Origin of the sequence: Dactylosporangium sp. NPDC000521, assembly GCF_042898305.1 — a bacterium.
GTDB lineage: Bacteria > Actinomycetota > Actinomycetes > Mycobacteriales > Micromonosporaceae > Dactylosporangium.
Genome location: NZ_JBIAYW010000017.1, coordinates 137,832 through 154,094 on the forward strand (window position 1 = coordinate 137,832; position 16,263 = coordinate 154,094).

The 16,263-nt window shown below is 73.7% G+C and carries 20 protein-coding genes; 14 read left to right on the top strand and 6 right to left on the bottom strand.

Annotated elements, in window-relative coordinates; genetic code table 11:
• The 4 genes from ACFY3L_RS40135 to ACFY3L_RS40150 form a co-directional block, all read left to right on the top strand.
• Window positions 1-2,094 (top strand): ATP-binding protein (locus tag ACFY3L_RS40135; protein WP_389336885.1); only part of this gene is annotated, 2,094 nt, incomplete at its 5' end.
• Window positions 2,091-2,267, top strand: coding sequence for a hypothetical protein (locus tag ACFY3L_RS40140; RefSeq protein ID WP_389336888.1), 177 nt, complete (start codon window positions 2,091-2,093; stop codon window positions 2,265-2,267). The genes ACFY3L_RS40135 and ACFY3L_RS40140, both read left to right, overlap by 4 nt.
• A 132-nt stretch (window positions 2,268-2,399) precedes the next feature.
• Window positions 2,400-2,522, top strand: coding sequence for a hypothetical protein (locus ACFY3L_RS40145; RefSeq protein WP_389336890.1), 123 nt, complete (start codon window positions 2,400-2,402; stop codon window positions 2,520-2,522).
• Between the two features lie 254 nt (window positions 2,523-2,776).
• Window positions 2,777-2,980, top strand: coding sequence for a hypothetical protein (locus ACFY3L_RS40150; RefSeq protein ID WP_389336892.1), 204 nt, complete (start codon window positions 2,777-2,779; stop codon window positions 2,978-2,980).
• 409 nt (window positions 2,981-3,389) lie between these two features.
• Here the strand turns inward: ACFY3L_RS40150 and ACFY3L_RS40155 are convergent, their stop codons facing one another.
• Both ACFY3L_RS40155 and ACFY3L_RS40160 read right to left on the bottom strand, forming a co-directional pair.
• Window positions 3,390-4,097 carry a Clp protease N-terminal domain-containing protein gene (locus tag ACFY3L_RS40155; RefSeq protein ID WP_389336894.1) on the bottom strand — a complete coding sequence of 236 codons (708 nt, stop codon included), beginning with the start codon at window positions 4,095-4,097 and terminating at the stop codon, window positions 3,390-3,392.
• Between the two features lie 88 nt (window positions 4,098-4,185).
• Window positions 4,186-4,404 (bottom strand): helix-turn-helix domain-containing protein, encoded by a 219-nt coding sequence (locus tag ACFY3L_RS40160; RefSeq protein ID WP_389336896.1) that lies wholly within the window; start codon window positions 4,402-4,404, stop codon window positions 4,186-4,188.
• Between the two features lie 99 nt (window positions 4,405-4,503).
• Between ACFY3L_RS40160 and ACFY3L_RS40165 the strand changes: the two genes are divergently transcribed.
• The gene (locus ACFY3L_RS40165) at window positions 4,504-4,944 is read left to right on the top strand and encodes a hypothetical protein (RefSeq protein WP_389336899.1); all 441 of its coding nucleotides are present in this window, start codon (window positions 4,504-4,506) and stop codon (window positions 4,942-4,944) included.
• 169 nt (window positions 4,945-5,113) lie between these two features.
• Entirely contained in the window at window positions 5,114-5,287 is a 174-nt protein-coding gene (locus ACFY3L_RS40170) for a hypothetical protein (RefSeq protein ID WP_389336902.1), read from the top strand.
• Between the two features lie 99 nt (window positions 5,288-5,386).
• Here the strand turns inward: ACFY3L_RS40170 and ACFY3L_RS40175 are convergent, their stop codons facing one another.
• Window positions 5,387-6,697 carry a hypothetical protein gene (locus tag ACFY3L_RS40175; RefSeq protein WP_389336904.1) on the bottom strand — a complete coding sequence of 437 codons (1,311 nt, stop codon included), beginning with the start codon at window positions 6,695-6,697 and terminating at the stop codon, window positions 5,387-5,389.
• 93 nt (window positions 6,698-6,790) lie between these two features.
• On the opposite strand from ACFY3L_RS40175, the gene ACFY3L_RS40180 reads away from it, so the two are divergent.
• From ACFY3L_RS40180 to ACFY3L_RS40195, 4 genes are all read left to right on the top strand, one after another.
• Entirely contained in the window at window positions 6,791-7,297 is a 507-nt protein-coding gene (locus tag ACFY3L_RS40180) for a GNAT family N-acetyltransferase (protein WP_389336907.1), read from the top strand.
• 2 nt (window positions 7,298-7,299) lie between these two features.
• Window positions 7,300-7,806: a hypothetical protein gene (locus tag ACFY3L_RS40185; RefSeq protein ID WP_389336910.1), complete on the top strand. Its 507-nt coding sequence runs from the start codon at window positions 7,300-7,302 to the stop codon at window positions 7,804-7,806.
• A 70-nt stretch (window positions 7,807-7,876) separates the two neighbouring features.
• Window positions 7,877-9,328, top strand: coding sequence for a peptide MFS transporter (locus ACFY3L_RS40190; RefSeq protein ID WP_389336913.1), 1,452 nt, complete (start codon window positions 7,877-7,879; stop codon window positions 9,326-9,328).
• Between the two features lie 166 nt (window positions 9,329-9,494).
• Entirely contained in the window at window positions 9,495-9,896 is a 402-nt protein-coding gene (locus tag ACFY3L_RS40195) for a hypothetical protein (protein ID WP_389336916.1), read from the top strand.
• A 115-nt stretch (window positions 9,897-10,011) separates the two neighbouring features.
• Here the strand turns inward: ACFY3L_RS40195 and ACFY3L_RS40200 are convergent, their stop codons facing one another.
• The gene (locus tag ACFY3L_RS40200; protein ID WP_389336919.1) at window positions 10,012-10,188 is read right to left on the bottom strand and encodes a hypothetical protein; all 177 of its coding nucleotides are present in this window, start codon (window positions 10,186-10,188) and stop codon (window positions 10,012-10,014) included.
• A gap of 9 nt (window positions 10,189-10,197) precedes the next feature.
• Complete coding sequence (locus ACFY3L_RS40205; RefSeq protein WP_389336921.1) at window positions 10,198-10,497, bottom strand: hypothetical protein; 300 nt, start codon at window positions 10,495-10,497, stop codon at window positions 10,198-10,200.
• Between the two features lie 206 nt (window positions 10,498-10,703).
• Between ACFY3L_RS40205 and ACFY3L_RS40210 the strand changes: the two genes are divergently transcribed.
• The 3 genes from ACFY3L_RS40210 to ACFY3L_RS40220 all read left to right on the top strand — a co-directional run bounded on the left by ACFY3L_RS40210 (window position 10,704) and on the right by ACFY3L_RS40220 (window position 14,049).
• Complete coding sequence (locus ACFY3L_RS40210; RefSeq protein ID WP_389336924.1) at window positions 10,704-11,969, top strand: helix-turn-helix domain-containing protein; 1,266 nt, start codon at window positions 10,704-10,706, stop codon at window positions 11,967-11,969.
• A gap of 212 nt (window positions 11,970-12,181) precedes the next feature.
• The gene (locus ACFY3L_RS40215; protein WP_389336926.1) at window positions 12,182-13,465 is read left to right on the top strand and encodes a PQQ-binding-like beta-propeller repeat protein; all 1,284 of its coding nucleotides are present in this window, start codon (window positions 12,182-12,184) and stop codon (window positions 13,463-13,465) included.
• 98 nt (window positions 13,466-13,563) lie between these two features.
• A complete protein-coding gene (locus ACFY3L_RS40220; protein ID WP_389336928.1) occupies window positions 13,564-14,049 on the top strand; it encodes a TolB family protein in 486 nt (161 codons plus the stop codon).
• 2 nt (window positions 14,050-14,051) lie between these two features.
• On the opposite strand, the gene ACFY3L_RS40225 is transcribed toward ACFY3L_RS40220, so the two are convergent.
• The gene (locus tag ACFY3L_RS40225; RefSeq protein WP_389336930.1) at window positions 14,052-14,498 is read right to left on the bottom strand and encodes a hypothetical protein; all 447 of its coding nucleotides are present in this window, start codon (window positions 14,496-14,498) and stop codon (window positions 14,052-14,054) included.
• Window positions 14,499-14,600: 102 nt separating this feature from the next.
• Between ACFY3L_RS40225 and ACFY3L_RS40230 the strand changes: the two genes are divergently transcribed.
• Window positions 14,601-16,256 (top strand): protein kinase, encoded by a 1,656-nt coding sequence (locus ACFY3L_RS40230; protein ID WP_389336932.1) that lies wholly within the window; start codon window positions 14,601-14,603, stop codon window positions 16,254-16,256.
• Window positions 16,257-16,263: the final 7 nt, after the last annotated feature.

Below are 16,263 nucleotides of genomic sequence, written 5' to 3' on the forward strand. Positions count from 1 at the left end.
GGCGGCACCGTGTGGCTCGCGGACCTGGCACCGGTCACCCCGGATCTCGTCGGTGACGTCGTCGCGCGGGCGTTGGGTGTCGTGCCGGAGCCGGGCTGGTCCCTGACCGATATCCTCGGCGACGCCGCCGCCGGCATGTCGGGCCTGCTGCTCGTCGACAACTGCGAGCACGTCGTGGCGGCCGCCGCCGACGTCGTCGCCACGCTGCTGCGCGCCGGTGGGCCGCTGCGGATCCTCGCCACCAGCCGTGAGCCCCTGGGCGTGCCCGGCGAGGTCACGTACCAGGTGGACCCGCTCGACGTGCCGGCCACCCTGAACCCGGCGGACATCGCCGGCAGCGCGGCGGTGCGGCTGTTCGTGGACCGGGCCGCGACCGCCGTGCCGGGGTTCGCCCTGACCGACGGTGTCGCGCCCGCCGTGGCCGCCCTCTGCCGGCGGGTCGACGGCCTGCCCCTCGCGATCGAGCTGGCCGCGTCGCGGCTGCGCACGTTCGGGCCCGCCGAGCTCGTCGAGCACCTCGACCAGCGCTTCGACCTGCTGTCCGCGGGCTCCCGCACCGCCGGCCCCCGGCACCGGACCCTGCGCAGCGCCATCGACTGGAGCTACGAGCTGCTCGACGCCGACGAGCGTGCCCTGTTCGACCGGCTCGGCGTGTTCCCCGCCGACTTCGACTTCGACGCCGTCCAGGCGGTGCACGGCGACGCGCGGGCGGCCGTCCGGGTGCTGCCGGCCCTCGTCGACAAGTCGCTCGTGTCGACTGCCGGCGGGGACTTCCGCCGGTACCGGCTGCTGGAGACGATCCGGTCCTACGCCGCGGAGCGGCTCTGCGCCGGCGACGCCGAACCCGACGCGCGCCGGCGCCACGCCGCGCACTTCCTCGCCTTCGGCGAACGCGCCGCCGAAGGGCTCAAGCACGCCGAGCAGCGGGCCTGGTTCCTGCGCGTCTCGACGGAGCAGCCGAACGTGCGCGCCGCCTTCTCGTACAGTGTGGACACCGGCGACACCGAGTCGGCCTGGCGCTGGATCGCGGCCCTGGAACGGTTCTGGGACCTGGCTGGGCAGCGTCGCGAGGCGCAGGAGTGGATCCAGCGGACCCTGGCCGCCGGCGAGCCGTCCGCGACTCCGGCGGCGGTCGCCGGGCTCGCCGCGGCCAGCGCCGTGCTGCACCCCAGCGACGCCGGCACCGCCTTCGACCTCGCCGAGCGGGCGCAGCGGCTCGCGGCCGGCCACGACCCCCTGACGCGGGCGGTCGCCGCCCGCGCGGTCGGCATGTGCTCGACGTGGATCCGGCCGGAGCTGAGCCGGCCCGCGCTGCGCGACGCCCTCGAAGGGTTCCCGGAGGACCGGGAGTGGGACCGGGCGCTGACGATGCAGGGTCTCGTGCTGGGTTCGCGGGCGCTGAGCGAGGCGCTGCAGTGGGGGCGGGACAGCGTCACCCTGTTCCGCCGCGCCGGCGACCACGTGTACGCGGCCAACACCCTGTTCATGATGGCGCAGCGGGCCATGGCGGCCGGCGTCGCAGACGACGACATCCATGCCTGGCTGACGCAGAGCCGAGCGATGGCCGAGGCCGCCGACAGCGAGGCCGACATCGTCCACGCCGACGTCGGGCTCGCCCAGTGGGCCTTCGTCCGGGGCTCGTCTGCTCGCGCCGCCGAGCTCATGCGGGACGTGCTGCCGGCGCTGCGCAGGCTCGGCGACCGCCGCTGCGCGGGGCGGGCGCTGTTCGTGCTCGGCGAGCACGCCAGGCTCACCGGCGACCTGCCCCGCGCCGGTGAGCTGCTGCGCGGCTGCGCCGAGGCGGTCCTGGTCGCCGGCCAGTCGGTGGTGCTCGTGCAGTCCCTCGAAGCGCTCGCCGCGCTCGCCGCCGCGCAGGACCGGCCCCGGGCCGCGGCCGTGCTGCTCGGCACCGCGCAGCGCCAGCGCGAATCGTCCGGCCCGCACCTGCGCCCGTCGAAGCCGGCCGACGAGGACCTGCACCACGCCCTCGCGACCACGCTGGGGCGCCCGGCCTTCGACACCGCGTACGCCGAAGGCCGCGACCTCACCCCCGCCGACGCCCTGCGCCGCGCGTTACCCGAGCCCTCGTCATGACGGCGCCGGCCACGTTCGCGCTGCGGGAGGCGCCCGTCAACAACGCCCGGGACTGGCGCTGCGGCTCGGAGAAACACCTCACCGCCCCCGGACCCGACAACGCGTACGCCGAAGGCCGCGACCTCACCCCTGCCGACGCCCTGCGCCGCGCGTTACCCGAGCCCTCGTCGTGACGGCGCCCGCCACGTACGCGCTGCGGGAGGCGCCCGTCAACAACGCCCGGGACTGGCGCTGCGGCTCGGACGGAAACACCTCACCTCACCCCCCACCGACACCGCGCGCCGCGCGCTGCCCGAACCCACCTCGTGACGCCTCCCGCCACGGGCGCGCTGTGGGAGGCGCCGGCCGTCAACAACGCGTACGCCGACAGCCGCGACCTCACCCCCGCCGGCCGCCTGCGCCGCGCGCTACCCGGACCCGAGTCGTGACGACTCCCACCGCGTACGGCTGCGGGATCGGCAGCGCCCGGCTGATCCCCGGGCGGCTGCCACGACTGTTGCCCGCGGACGCCGCCGCCGCGCTCGTTCTTCGCCGGCGCGATGGAAGGATGGCCAGGTGGAGCTGGAGTCGCTGATTCCCGCCGGCGCGGTCGCCGGCGGACTACCTCCGGGCGGCGGAGGACCCCCGGCTTGACCGGGCCGGGCTCGACGCGCTCACGGGCAGCGCGTACTCGTTCGTCCGGATGGCGGTGGCGCGGCGGCCGGAGGCCGCAACTGGCACGCTGGTGCGCCTGCTGGACGGTGACTACGGCGAGTGGGACTTCAACGCCGTGCTGCGCCTCGTCGCCGGTCATCCCAATGCCGACCGCGGCGTGCTGCTGCGTGTCCTGCACCATGTCGCGACGTTGCTCGAGGCGACGGTGGTCCGGCCGTATGCGGCGGCGTGACCCTGGCGGGGCGGCCCGAGCTCACCGAGGCCGAGGTCATGCGGCTCGCGGCGTTGCCCGGGAGTTCGCGGCGCCTGCGGCGGCGGCTGGGCGCTGCCGTCGCGGACCGGGGCGTCACCCACTTGACGCCCCAGCCATGGACGGCTTCGGCGGGTGCTGCAGTCGCGGAGCGGACCGTGCCGGGACGGTCACCCACTTGATGCCCTAGTCGTAGGCGGCGTCGGCGGCGGCTGGGCGCTGTCGTCGCGCAGCGGGCGGTCACCCACGTGACGCCCCAGTCGTACGCGGCATCGACGGCATCGCCTCGGTGCGGGCCCGAAGCGACGAACGCTGTCTCCGTCGTCGCGCCCGGGTCTGATCCCGCGCTCTCACCCTGTAAGGCACAACAACGAAACGGTCCGTTACATCGTTAGCCGGCAATGACCGTGGGGAGGGTGTCGGGTGAGGTGGCTGTGCGGCCGGTGGTTCGCTGGTACCGGGTGACGATGTTATTGCGGCGCGAACGATGCCACAGGCGGCGGTCCGCGCGGAGGATCAGGTTGCGCCGCGGTGGCGGGAAGGTCCGGCCGAGGTCGGTGAGGAGCCGCGCGACGTCCACGCCCGCGGTGGTGAGCGTCCAGGCGGCGCCGGGGTCGAGCGCGGCGAGCGCGAGCGCGAGATGCTCCGTGCGGTGCTCCCGCTCTCGGCGGGCAAGGGCGAGCCAGAGCGACGCCTCGAAGGCCGCCTGCGCGTCGAGGCCTACCGGCGGCCGCCGCTGCGCGGACCACCGCCGCGCCTTCGCGGCGCCGAGCGGCAGCAGCGGCTCCCGCCAGGTCACCCGGTCAAGGGCGGCCGGGTCGACACCGTCCAGGAGCCGGTCGACGTCGAGCCCGAGCGATGCGAGGACCTGGCGGTCGTCGGCGACGCCGGCGCCCAGCGGCGCGGCCCGGCACACGGCGTCGAGGATCGCGGGCTCGGTCGCGCCGTGGCGGGCGAGCACCGCGGCGACCTCGTCCGCGCCGGTGGTGAGCGCGAGCAGCAGGTGTTCGCTGCCGGTCCGGGGGTGGCCGAGCTCGCGGGCCCGCAGCACGGCGCGGCCCTCCGTCCGGCACAGGTCGGGGTGAGTACCGCGGAACATCAGTCCTCCTCGCGACGGCGGTGCTGGCGACCGGCGGTCGCGCTCGACGGGTGTGGGTGGCGGCTGCGGCGGCGAGGATCGCGGCGCATCAGTCATCCCCGGCGGTGCGGTGCTTGCGGTGCACGGTCTGTTTGGTGACGCCGAGCCGCAGCGCGATGTCCTGCCACGACCAGCCGTCCCGGCGGGCGGCGGCGACCCTCTCGGCCTCCAGCTGCTCGGCCAGGCGGCGCAGGCGGGCGACGGCCCGCAGCGCGACGTCGTGGTCGCTGTCGTGCGCGGCGCGACCGAGCTCGTCAATCGCGGTCATACCGTCAGCATAAGCTGACGCTCCTCCGGTCGTCAACATATACTGACGCTGCCGGGGCGGCGCGGTACCGCCGCGTCACTGATACGTGGGGTCGCTCCAGTGGCCGATGCTGCGGGAGCGGACCGGCTCGACGAACCCGGGGGCAGCACTGTGCGGGAAGCCGTCGGGCCGCGCGCCGTCTTCGGTGTCATCGTCCCCAGCACCAACACCGTCGTCGAGCACGACTACTGGAGCGCCCGGGTGCCGGGCGTCGCGTACCGCGCCGGCTCCATGCACATCCCGAACCCCGCGATGAACGACGACGCCGGCTTCGAGGCGCTGCTGGGCCAGATCCGCGCCTCCATCGACACCGCCGTCCGCGACGTCCTCACCGCCGAACCCGACCGCATGGTCATGGGCATGTCCGCCGAGACGTTCTGGGGCGGCGTTGAGGGCAAGCCGGTCGTCGCCATCAACGCCGCCACCCTGTGGCACGCCCTGCGCTGCCACGGCCTGACCGACCAGCTCCCCAGCGCCGGAAGTCTGTTTCGCGCGCACTGACCAGCGGCGGCGGGCGCCTGATCCTTCCGTGCGGCGCTGGTTCCAGACGTACCGGCAGAGCGCTGCCGACGGGTTGCACGCGCCCTGCACTCGCACCTGGTCACCCTGGACGGCAGGATGCCGGCCGAACGATCAAGGAGCGGTCACCATCGACGTGATGCAGCAATTCATGATCGTCATGATCGCCCTTGCGACGCCGTATAGAGCGTTCCTCTGCGTGAGGGCGCTCCGGCGGGTTCATTCCGGGCACCGGACGATCGTCGACATCGGCACCGCCGTCGGGGAGTTCGTCCTCACGTGCGTCTTCGTATACGCCCTTGTCTTCTGCCTCACCGCCTTATGAGCGCTCGCACGCCTCCCCGGCCGGCTCCCCGGCGCGGGTCGGCTGCTCCGCTCCCACCGACCGGCGTACCCATGCCGATCGGCGTCCCGGTGACGGGGGTCAGCCCCGGAGCCAGTCGCGGAGGCGGGACATGGCGTTCTTGGAAAGTGGGGGCGGCGGGGGCAAGGAGCGGCGGAGCTCATCCTCGGTCGCGGGGCGGGCGTCGAGGGCGGCCTGGCGCAGCAGCGCCTTGTCGACCCTAAGGCCGCCCATGGCGTAGACGTTGGCGTGGCCGCGCGCGATCACGTAGCCGTGTGTGTCCTCGGTGCGGCGGTACAGCAGGCCGCCGGGCTCGCTGGTGCAGGTGGCCGCGCCGCAGGTGTCTTCCGACAGGTCGGAGAAGACGTCGATCACGACGCTCTGCGGCGAGGCGGCGGGGTCGGATGGTTCGAGCCGGACGCCGGGCGGGATGCCCTGCTTGCGGAGGATGTAGCCCGGCGACGACGCGAAGAAGATGCCCTGCTGCTCCTCGAAGCTCAGCGCGGTCAGCTCCGCCGGGGACGCCGGGTGGACCGTCGCGGCGGCGGCGCGCAGCACCTGGCGGTCCACGACGTGCGGGCCGGCCACCACGACGAGCGTCTGACCGGAGGTGATCTGGTAGCCGTGCTCCACGACGCCGCGGCGGTAGACCCAGCCGTCCGGCTCGGCGGTGCACTCGGCGATCCGGAGGCTCGAGTCGTACGCGGTCTCGCCGCACGGGCCGGGGTCGGTCACGGCGTACTGCCGGGCGTAGGCGACGACGGTGATCCAGCGCAGCTGCGGGATCGCCGCGGGGTCGGTGGGCGTGAACGTCCGGGTGCCGACGACCCCGCCGAACGAGGGGTCGGTGGGGCGGTAGCCGGGGATGCTGACGACGTACGGCGGATCGTCAGGCAGCGCAGCGACGGGTGGAAGGGCCGGTGCGGACCGGGCCAGGGCAACGAGTCCGGCCGCGACGAGCGCCACCAGGGTGCCGGCCGCGGTCAGCCGGATCGGCCAGCCGCGCAGCAGTACACCGGCGACAAGGGCGAACGGGATGCCGCTGCACAGCAGGGTGAGTGCGCCGTTGCGGCTCACACCGAGCCCGGCCTCGTCGGTCAGCGCCCACCCGAACCCCCACAGCGCCACGCCGAACCCCAGCACGAGCAGCACCCACCACACCTGCCGCCCGGTCGTCCCCCCGAGCACCGACGCCGGGGCGGTCGCCTTCACGATCAGCCACAGCACGAGCAGAAAGGTGCCTGCGACCACGGCGCCGCCGACGACGAGGCCGGCCGTGCTGCGGGCGAACGCGGCGACGAGCACGACCCCGACCGCGCTGGGCAGGCCGGCCGAGCCCAGCAGCCAGACCCCGGTGAGCTGCCCGACCACGAGTGCGTGCCGCCGCTGCATGCCGTCCAGCTTCGCGAATCGAACGGCCGATGCCATCCGTCGCGGTACTCAACGGCGCCTGAGTATCCGCCGTGCGACGATAGGATGGCGGGCGTGACGAGGTGGGCGACCAGGGCCGAGACCGCGGTCGATGTGCCGGTCGTGCGGGAGATCAACCTGGCCGCGTTCCCGACGGCGGAGGAGGCCGACCTCGTCGACGCGCTGCGGGAGGACCCGGCCTGGATCGACGGGCTGTCGGTCGTCGCGGCCGGCGAGGACGGCGAGGCGGTCGGCTATGCGCTGCTGACCCGGTGCCACATCGGCGGGGAGCCGGCGCTCGCCCTCGCGCCGTGCTCGGTGCTCCCACGGGCGCAGCGGCGCGGGGCCGGTTCGGCGGCGATCCGGGCGGCGCTCGACGCGGCGCGCACCATGGGCGAGCAGACCGTGGTCGTCCTCGGGCACGCCGGCTACTACCCGCGATTCGGCTTCGGCCGGGCCTCGCAGTTCGGCATCCGGGCGCCGTTCGACGTGCCCGACGAGGCACTGATGGTCCTGGCCCTGCACGACGGTGGCACCGTGCCCGCCGGCACGATCGCCTACGCCGCACCGTTCGGGCTCTGAGCGTGCCGGGCGCGACGGTGCCACGGGGCCGGGCGGCCGTGTACGAGATCGACGGCAGGCTGTTGCTGCAGACTATGCACTCGTCGGGTCGTGCCGGCATCTCGGAGCACCACGTCGACGTGCTCGACGGGTACCCGGACGTCACCCCCGAGGCGCTCGGCGACGCCATTGGGGTCGCCCTCGCCAGATCCCGCGAGGTCCCGTGGCCGACGTCGTGGCCGTCGATGCGGGAGGCGACGGCACCGCACCTGGCCAGCTCCCCACGCCGCTACCGTTCCTGGCGCTCGTGGCAGCGGGCGGCCCGGCACGTCAGCGTCCACGTCACCGCCGATGCGGTGTACCTCCACCGTTGGCTGCCCGACCTCGGCAGAGGCGGATGGGAGCCGCGCCCGGACGACGCGCCCCGCGACGGCTGGACGTACGACCTCACCATCGGCGGCGACGCGACTCCAGCCGACATCGGCACGGCCGTCCTCACCCTCCTGGAGTCCCCGCCGCTGCGCGACTAGCTTTCACAACCGTCGATACTCCCTCGCCAGGGGTGGTTGGACGGGGTGGGTGCGGGTAGGCGTCAGTGGTATGACGGTGGTGGAGGCCAGGGAGCGCACGTTCTTCGGGCAGCCGCGGGTGCTCGCGAACCTGTTCGGGGTCGAGCTGTGGGAACGGTTCTCGTTCTACGGCATGCAGGGCATCCTGCTCATCTACCTGTACTACTCGGCGGCCGACGGCGGGCTGGGCATCGACCGGGCGACCGCCACCAGCATCGTGGGCGCGTACGGCGGCGCCGTCTACCTCTCCACGATCCTCGGCGGGTGGGCGGCGGACCGGCTGTTCGGGCGCGAACGGGTCCTGTTCGGCAGCGCCGTGCTCGTCATGGCCGGCCACCTCGCCCTCGCCCTCGTTCCGGGGCTGGCCGGGGTGAGCGTGGGCCTGGTCCTGATCGCGGTCGGCTCGGGCGGGGTGAAGGCCAACGCGACGTCGCTGGTCGGGTCGCTGTATACCGAGGACGATCCGCGCCGGGACGCCGGCTTCTCGCTGTTCTACCTGGGCGTCAACCTCGGCGCCCTGGCCGGGCCGCTGCTGACCGGGCTGCTGCAGGAGACCGCGGGCTTCCACTACGGCTTCGGGCTCGCGGCCGCGGGCATGGCGGCGGGGCTCATCCAGTACGCCTTGGGACGACGCGACCTGAAGGGCACCGCCCGCGAGGTGCCCAACCCGCTGCCCGCCTCGCGACGGTGGCTCGTCGCCGTGGTCGCCGTCGCGGGGGTGGTCGTGATCGGGGTCGCCGTGGTCAGCGGGCTGCTGCCGGCGGACCGGCTCGCGACGGCCGTCGTGGTCGTCAGTGCCGTCGCCGCGGCCGCCTACTTCGTCGTCATCCTCACCAGCCGCGCCGTCACGGCCGTCGAGCGCCGCCGCATGCTCGGGTTCCTCCCGATGTTCCTGGCGAGCGCGGTGTTCTGGTCGCTCTACCAGCAGCAGTTCACCGTCGTGACGATCTACTCCGACCGGCGGCTGGACCGCACGATCCTCGGCTGGGAGATGCCCGTCCCGTGGGTCCAGGCGATCAACCCGGTGTTCATCATCGTCTTGTCGGGCGCGTTCGCCGCTCTCTGGACGCGGCTGGGTGACCGGCAGCCGTCGACCCCGGCCAAGTTCGCCGCCGGCACCGCCGTGATGGGGGTGGCGTTCCTGCTGTTCCTGCCGCTCGCCGGCGGCGGGCCCAACAGCGCGCCGCTGCTGGCCCTCGCCGGGATCCTGCTGGTGTTCACGATCGCGGAGCTGCTGCTGTCGCCGGTCGGGCTGTCGCTGGCGACGAAGGTCGCGCCGGCGGCGTTCCGCACGCAGACCGTCGCGCTGTTCTTCCTGTCCGTGGCGCTCGGCACCGCCATGTCCGGGGTGCTCGCCCGCTACTACGACGAGGCGCACGAGACCCGGTACTTCGGTGCGCTCGGCGTCACCGCCCTGTTCTTCGGCGCCATCCTCGCCGCCCTCATCCCCACGATCCGCCGCCTGCTGTCCGGCGTCCGCTGACCCCGCGTCCGCCGACCTCGCGTCCGCGGACCTCGCGCAGGCCGACCTCGCGCCCGCTGACCCCGCGCAGGCTGGCCTCGCGCCCGCTGACCTCGCGCAGGCTGGCCTCGCGTCCCCTGGCCGACCCGCTGAGGAACGCGCACACTGGACGCGACGGGAGGTTTCGATGAGCGTCGCTGCGCGGCTGGCGGTGGCGGTCATGCTCGGCCTGGCGACCGGCGCGTGCACCGGCGGCGACCCCGACCCCGCGCCGACACCCGACGCGCGGCCCTCGGCGGTCACCCGCCGCCTCCCACCCGGCGTCCAGGTGGACCTGACCGCGGTCGTCACCCGCGTGTTCGGCCCCGCCGCCTTCCTCGTCGCCGACGCCGACCTCCCGCCGGACGGGCAGCTCGTGGTGTCGGACGCGCCCGTCACGGTGGCGCTCACCGACCTCGTGCGCGTCTCCGGCCGCACCGCCCTGCTCGACGCCGCCGCCCTGCGCCGCTACGGCGCACCCGACTCCCCCACCGGCACCGCCATCGTGGCGACGGAGGTCCGCCGGTACCTGCCATCGGGCCCGACGTAACTCCTGGCGGCGGCCAACGGGGTCGTCGGCGAATCGGGATCGGCGCGGCTCGCACGGCCACGGCGCCTGACACGTGCCGCAGGCCCACGACGGCACGGCCGGCCGATGCGCCCCGTCACAGCCGCTCACCGGCCCGCGCCGCCGCGAACGCTCGGCGGATCAACACCAACACGACGGCGCGCGCCCGGCGCCACTCGGCACAGGGATGGTGCTCGTGGCAAACCGAACACCGGATCATGTCCGGCTCCCGCCGGTGGTGCCGCCGCTGCGCGACGGCCTCGTCGAGTCGCACGATTCCCCTTCAGGCCAGCTCGGCCAGGGCATGCCGGACGGCATCCACCGCGGCGCGCGAGAAGAGGAACTCACGCCCCAGGACCGGCTCCGAGAGGTGCCATGGCTCATCGGGGGTCAACGTGACCTCCGCCAGCTCGACGTACTCGCCGGTCCCGTCCGGGTCAGCGCCTTTGTGGATCACGACGCTGATCGTGGGGTCGATGGTGGCGATGATATGCGGCTCGGAGCGGTGATAGCCGTCCTGGTCGACGCCGTAGGCCGTGCACGCGGTGCGCGTGCACCACTCCGGGTGATGTTCGTCTGCCATCGTCCCTCCCACCGCTGGTCGTGGATGGGTGCACCGGCCACGGCCCGTAGCTTCGCCCGGCGACCGACGCACCCCACAATTGGGCGGAGCCGGGTTTGCCTTGCCCTCCGCCGCATGTAGCGTCGTTGATGTGACACACGGTGTGACAGCTGTGACCTGATGCCAAGTGCGCTGGCAACAGCTGGCAACACCCCGAGGGAGGTGCGGTGGCGTTCGGCGAGGCGATGCGAGCACGGCGGAAGGCCGCCGGTCTGAGCCTGCGCGCGCTTGCCCGCGAAGCCCACGTCGACCCGGGACACCTGAGCCGTATCGAGGCGGGCACCCGGCCACCTACCACCGCGATCGCCGAAGCCGTAGACGTCGCGCTCGACGCCGGTGGAGCCCTCGTTGCCGCGGCTGGGCGGCGGCCCGCCGCGAGGTGGCGGATCGGCGACGACAGCTGGCGGCATGAGGACGCCGAGGCACTTGCGCTGGCGCTGGTCGAGCAGACGCCAACCCCCGACAACGCCCTCCGCATGGCCCACGAGTGGCTGATCGCCGAACCGCCGCAGGTCTACGAGGTCCGGGCAGGGCGCCGCATCGGCGCGCCGACAGTCGAGCACGTCGAGCAGCGCGTGCACCAGCTGCGGCTCCTCGACGACCACGTCGGCGGCGAGGAGACCTTCGCGTTGGTCACCGGCGAGGTGACGGCCACCGCCGACCTGCTGCAGTCCGGATCGTATGCCGAGGACGTGGGCCGCCGTCTCCTCATTGCTCTGGGTGAACTGTGCCAGGTCGCGGGGTGGGTCGCCTCGGACGCCGGGCGGCACAGCGACGCCGAACGGCTGTACCTGAACGGGCTGCGGGCGGCGCACGCCGGTGGCGACCGGGCCGGAGCCGCCAACAACCTGAGCAGCCTCAGCTATCAGATGGCGAACGTCGGCGACCCACGCGACGCGGTGGTCCTGGCCCGGTCCGCGTCCTGCGACGCCAAGCACCACACCAGTGCGACCACCCGGGCGCTACTGCTGGAGCGGGTCGCCTGGGCGCACGCCCGTGCCGGGGACGCCCACGCATGCGACCGGACCCTCGCCGCCGTCGAGCGCGAGCTTGAGCACCAGCGGCCTGACGGCGACCCGGTCTGGGTCTACTGGCTGAGCGCCGAGGAGGTCGAGATCATGGCGGGCCGGTGCTGGACGGAGCTACGGCGCCCGCTGCGGGCCGTGCCGATCCTGGAGCGGGCTACCGCCGGCTACGGCGCCGACATCGCCCGGGAGACCACGCTGTACCTGACGTGGCTGGCGGAGGCGTTCGTCCAGGCGCACGAGGTCGATCAGGCGGCCAGTGCCGCTACCCGGGCGCTCCGGCTGGCGCGGGTCGCCCGGTCGGACCGCGCCACGGAGCGCGTCGAGGTGCTACGCCGGGTGCTGGAACCGCACCGAGGCAACGTGGTCGTCGACGAGTTCGAGGACGTCTACCGCTCCACCAGCTGATCCGCTCACCGGGAAGTAGGACCGGACCGGTCCCGGGGCTGCCATGCCGGTGCAGATGTCCCGCCCTACGTCCAGCTCCTGCCGGTGTGCGGTGCCGGTGATGCCCCGCTTGCAGGCGCCGACGCCAAACACCATGTCGTCCCCCCGGTCACCGGCGCGAAGCGTGACTGCCATGTCGTATCAAACTCGCGCCAGCCGCTACGGTGATGTGCATGCGGTGGGCTGTCGCGGGCACGATCGGCATCGTCCTGGCGGCGGCCGCCTGCGGCCGCGGCGAGACGCCCGACCCCGGTCCGCGGCCGCTGTGGACGGTGCAGGTCGAGACCGGGGCGCAGGACGTGGCGGTCGTCGGGGACGTCGCGGTCGTCATCGGCGACCAGACGCTGCTCGGGCTGGACAAGGACACCGGCCGGGAGGTGTGGCGGCGTGACAAGTCCGCCCATGTCGCCGTCGTCGCGGGTGACCGGGTCGTCCTCCAGGAGGCGGACCCGGCGGCGCTGACCCATCGCGTGATCGTGCTCGACGCCGCGAGCGGGACCCCCGTCTGGGGCACGCCGCCGTCGCTGTGGCGGCCCGTCGTCTACGCCGATGCTGTCTACAGTGGAGACTGCCCGGCCGGCGGGGCCGTGTGCACGCTGGTGGCACTCGACCTGCGCGACGGGCGGGAGCTGTGGCGGCTGCCCAAGGCGACCGGCAACGTCGGCACCGACACGATCGGGCGGCGGGGGCCGTTCGCGCCGCACGCCGGTCCGCGGCTGCTGCTGACCGGGGCGCCCAAGGGCGGCTTGACCCTGGTCGACCCGGCGACCGGTGTGGCGTCGGCGGCGTCGGTACCCCGTGAGCGTGGCTGGTTCGCACTCGCCGTGGGAGACCAGATCGTCACGACGGACCACGACCCGCCCGCCGGCGACCCGGACTGCACGGTGGCCGTCAGCTCGTACAGTGGCGACACCGGCGAGAAGACGAGATCCGGCGCCGTCTTCAGCGGCCGCGAACGCAGCGGCGAGTGCCAGCGGGCGTTCGGCGACCGCCACGCCGGGCCGGTCCTCATCGGCGCCGGCACGAGGATCGCCGCCGCCACCGCCGACGACGCGGTCCAGGTGCACGACCTGGCGACCGGCCGCACCGTCTGGCGCTCCGAGGAGCGGGGCGTGCCGCTGGAGAGCGACGGCACGACGCTGCTGGTGCGAGACACCGCCGACGAGGGCGGCTTCCGGCTGCTGGACTTCCAGACCGGTGCGGTGCGGTGGAAGGCGCCGGACAGCGGCCTGTCGGGCCTGTCGGCGAGCTGGGACTGCGCGCTCACCGCGGGCCTCGTCGCCGTGCAGGGCGCGACCGGCGACAGGCCGTTCGTGCGGGTGTACGCGGTGCGCTCCGGCGAGGACCGCGGCCGGTTCGGCAGCTGGCTCGCCGGCCTCGGCGACGACTGGGTCGCCACGACCCGCGGCTCCGGCTCGAACCGCCTGGCGCTGGAGATGTTCCATGTGACGCCCTGATCGCCACACGGGTTTCGAGCGGGAACCGTTCAGGTGCGGCACGGTTGCGCCGATGGTCACTGCGTCACAGGGAAGCGACGCACCACAGGGGGCCACGGATGAACCGCACCACGATCACGCTCGTCGGACTCGCCGCCGCGGCCGGGCTGGGCAGCCTCCTCGCGGCCTCCCCCGCGCACGCGGCTTCCGCCGGCACCGAGGTCTACGCCCACGCCGGCGTGGTCTACGCCAGCACCGGCGGCCACGAGGTGCGCCTCACCGAGGACGAGGTCAACGCCGAGCCGCGGCTCTCCCCCGACGGCAAGCGCATCGCGTACGTGCACAACAACACCCTCTGGGTGATGCGGGTCGACGGCGCGGGCAAGCACCAGGTGAGCGACCGCACCGCGACCGCACCCGCCTGGGACCGCGACAGCACCCACGTCACGTACACCGCGACGTCCTGCACCGGGGCTCCCGGCACGTTCCGCGTCGGCCTGGCGGGCGGCACGGCGTCCGAGCCGGTCTCGCCCGCCGTGTGCCGCGACCAGGCGCCGCCGCAGGTCGGCTTCATCACCGACGTGCCCGGCGACCAGCCCGCCTGACGCTACTGCTTGCTCAGCACGCAGTAGACCGGGTCGCTCGGCCGGGTCTTGTAGTACTCAAGGTGCTCGAAGTCGCCCCAGGTCCGCTCCGCGTGGGCGCTGAACTCCACGCCGCCCTTGTTCGCGAACTCCACCTCCTGGTCGTGGTCCTTGGTCGCGGCGACGATCTTCCAGGTGTACTCGCCGTCGGCCTTGGTCTCGACGCCGTCGGAGTCCTCACGGTACGGCAGCTGCTTGACGGTGGCGGTGCCGTCGGCGCGGATGCTGACCGTGCCGTCGCAGTCGCTGGACCAGTCGCCGATCACGTCCTGGTCGGTGAACGGCTTCCGGCTCCCACCGAATACCGAGTCGGCGGCGACACCGGCGCCCTCGCAGCAGCCGCAGCCGAGCAGCAGGGGAAGGATGACCAACGCAGCGGCGATTCGCCTCGCCCGGGCCTGTAACGCCATGCGCTGATCATGCGCCGCGGGCCCACGCCCGGAAAGATCCATGGCAATGTGTCAACGCACACAGCCACTACGATCGCCTGGTACGGAGGGGTGGTGCGACGCATGACACGTTCGGGCACGGTCCTGGCGGGGCGGTACGAGATCGGGCAGCACATCGCCTCCGGCGGCATGGGCGACGTGTGGCAGGGGCACGACCGCGTGCTCGGGCGCACGGTCGCGGTCAAGCTGCTGCGCGCACCCGCCGGCGACCCGTCGTTCGTCGACCGGTTCCGGGCCGAGGCGCGCACCATGGCCACGATCAGCCACCCCGGCGTCGTCGACGTGTACGACTTCGGCGACGACCCCACCGCCGGCGTGTACCTGGTGATGAAGTACATCGACGGCGAATCCCTTGCCCGCACCCTGGACCGCTCGCCGCGCCTGTCCGCCGAGACCACGATGCGGCTGGTCGCCGAGGCCGCGCTCGCACTGCACGCGGCCCACGAGAAGGGCGTGACGCACCGCGACGTGAAGCCCGCGAACCTGCTGATCCGCCCCGACGGCAGCACCGTGCTCACCGACTTCGGCATCGCCCGCTCCGCCACCAGCACCCACGAGACGTCGATGGGGCTGCTGCTGGGCACCGCGTCGTACATCGCGCCGGAGCGCGCGGCCGGCGAGCCCGCGACCGCCCAGTCGGACATCTACTCGTTGGGTGTCGTCGCGTACCGCTGCCTCGCGGGCGACCTGCCGTTCACCGGCGAGAGCATGCTGCAGATCGCGCTCCGCCACGCCCACGACGAGCCACCACCGCTGCCGCCTGATGTGCCGCCCGCGGTCCGCTCAGTGGTCGCACGGGCGATGGCCAAGAACCCCGCGGACCGGTGGCCCTCGGGCGCCGCCTTCGCCGCCGCCGCGCAGGAGGCGCTGACCGCCGCACCCACCGAGCGCTTGACTGTGGCGCCGCGCCGCCGGCGGGTGCTCGCGCTCACCGCCGCCGCAGGGGTCATCGCGCTCGTCGCGGCCGTTGCCCTGTTATGGAACCGCGACGCTCAGACGCCTTCCCAGGCGGCGGGTGTCAGCACAACCGAGCCGCCTGCCGGCGCCGCCGGTCTCACCGCAATCCCCGGCTCGCCGGTCGCGTCCCCCGCCGCCTCGCGCGGCACCAGCCCGGCGGCGACCGCGGTCCCGTCAGGCTCCACGCGTGTCGATGCGGCAGGTGTACCGTCAGTGCCGTCGAAACTGACGGCGACCCCGATCAGCGCCACCACGATCCGCCTCCGCTGGACCGACACCTCCAGCAACGAGACCGGCTTCAGCGTCCTCAACGGCGCCACGTCCCGCGACACCGCCGCCAACGCCACCACCCTCGACTGGGACGGCCTGGCCCCGGACACGTACATGTGCTTCAAGGTGCGCGCCTTCAACGCCACCGGCGCCTCGGCCTACCACCCCACCGCCCAGCAGGACTGGGTCTGCACCACCAGCCTCGCCGGCACAGGCCCTGCCGCCCCGTCCAACCTGACCGCCACGCCCGTCAGCCCCACCGCCATTCGTCTACAGTGGACGGACAACTCCACCGACGAGACCGGCTTTACCGTCATCGACGGCTCCAGGTCCCGCACCACCGGCGCCAACTCGACGTCGCTGACCTGGGACGGCTTGGCCCCCGGCACGTACATGTGCTTCAAGGTCCGCTCGTCCAACGCTTCGGGCGTCTCCGCCTACTCACCTCCGGGCCAGCAGGACTGGGCCTGCACCACCACGCCCGCGGCGTAGGGCTACC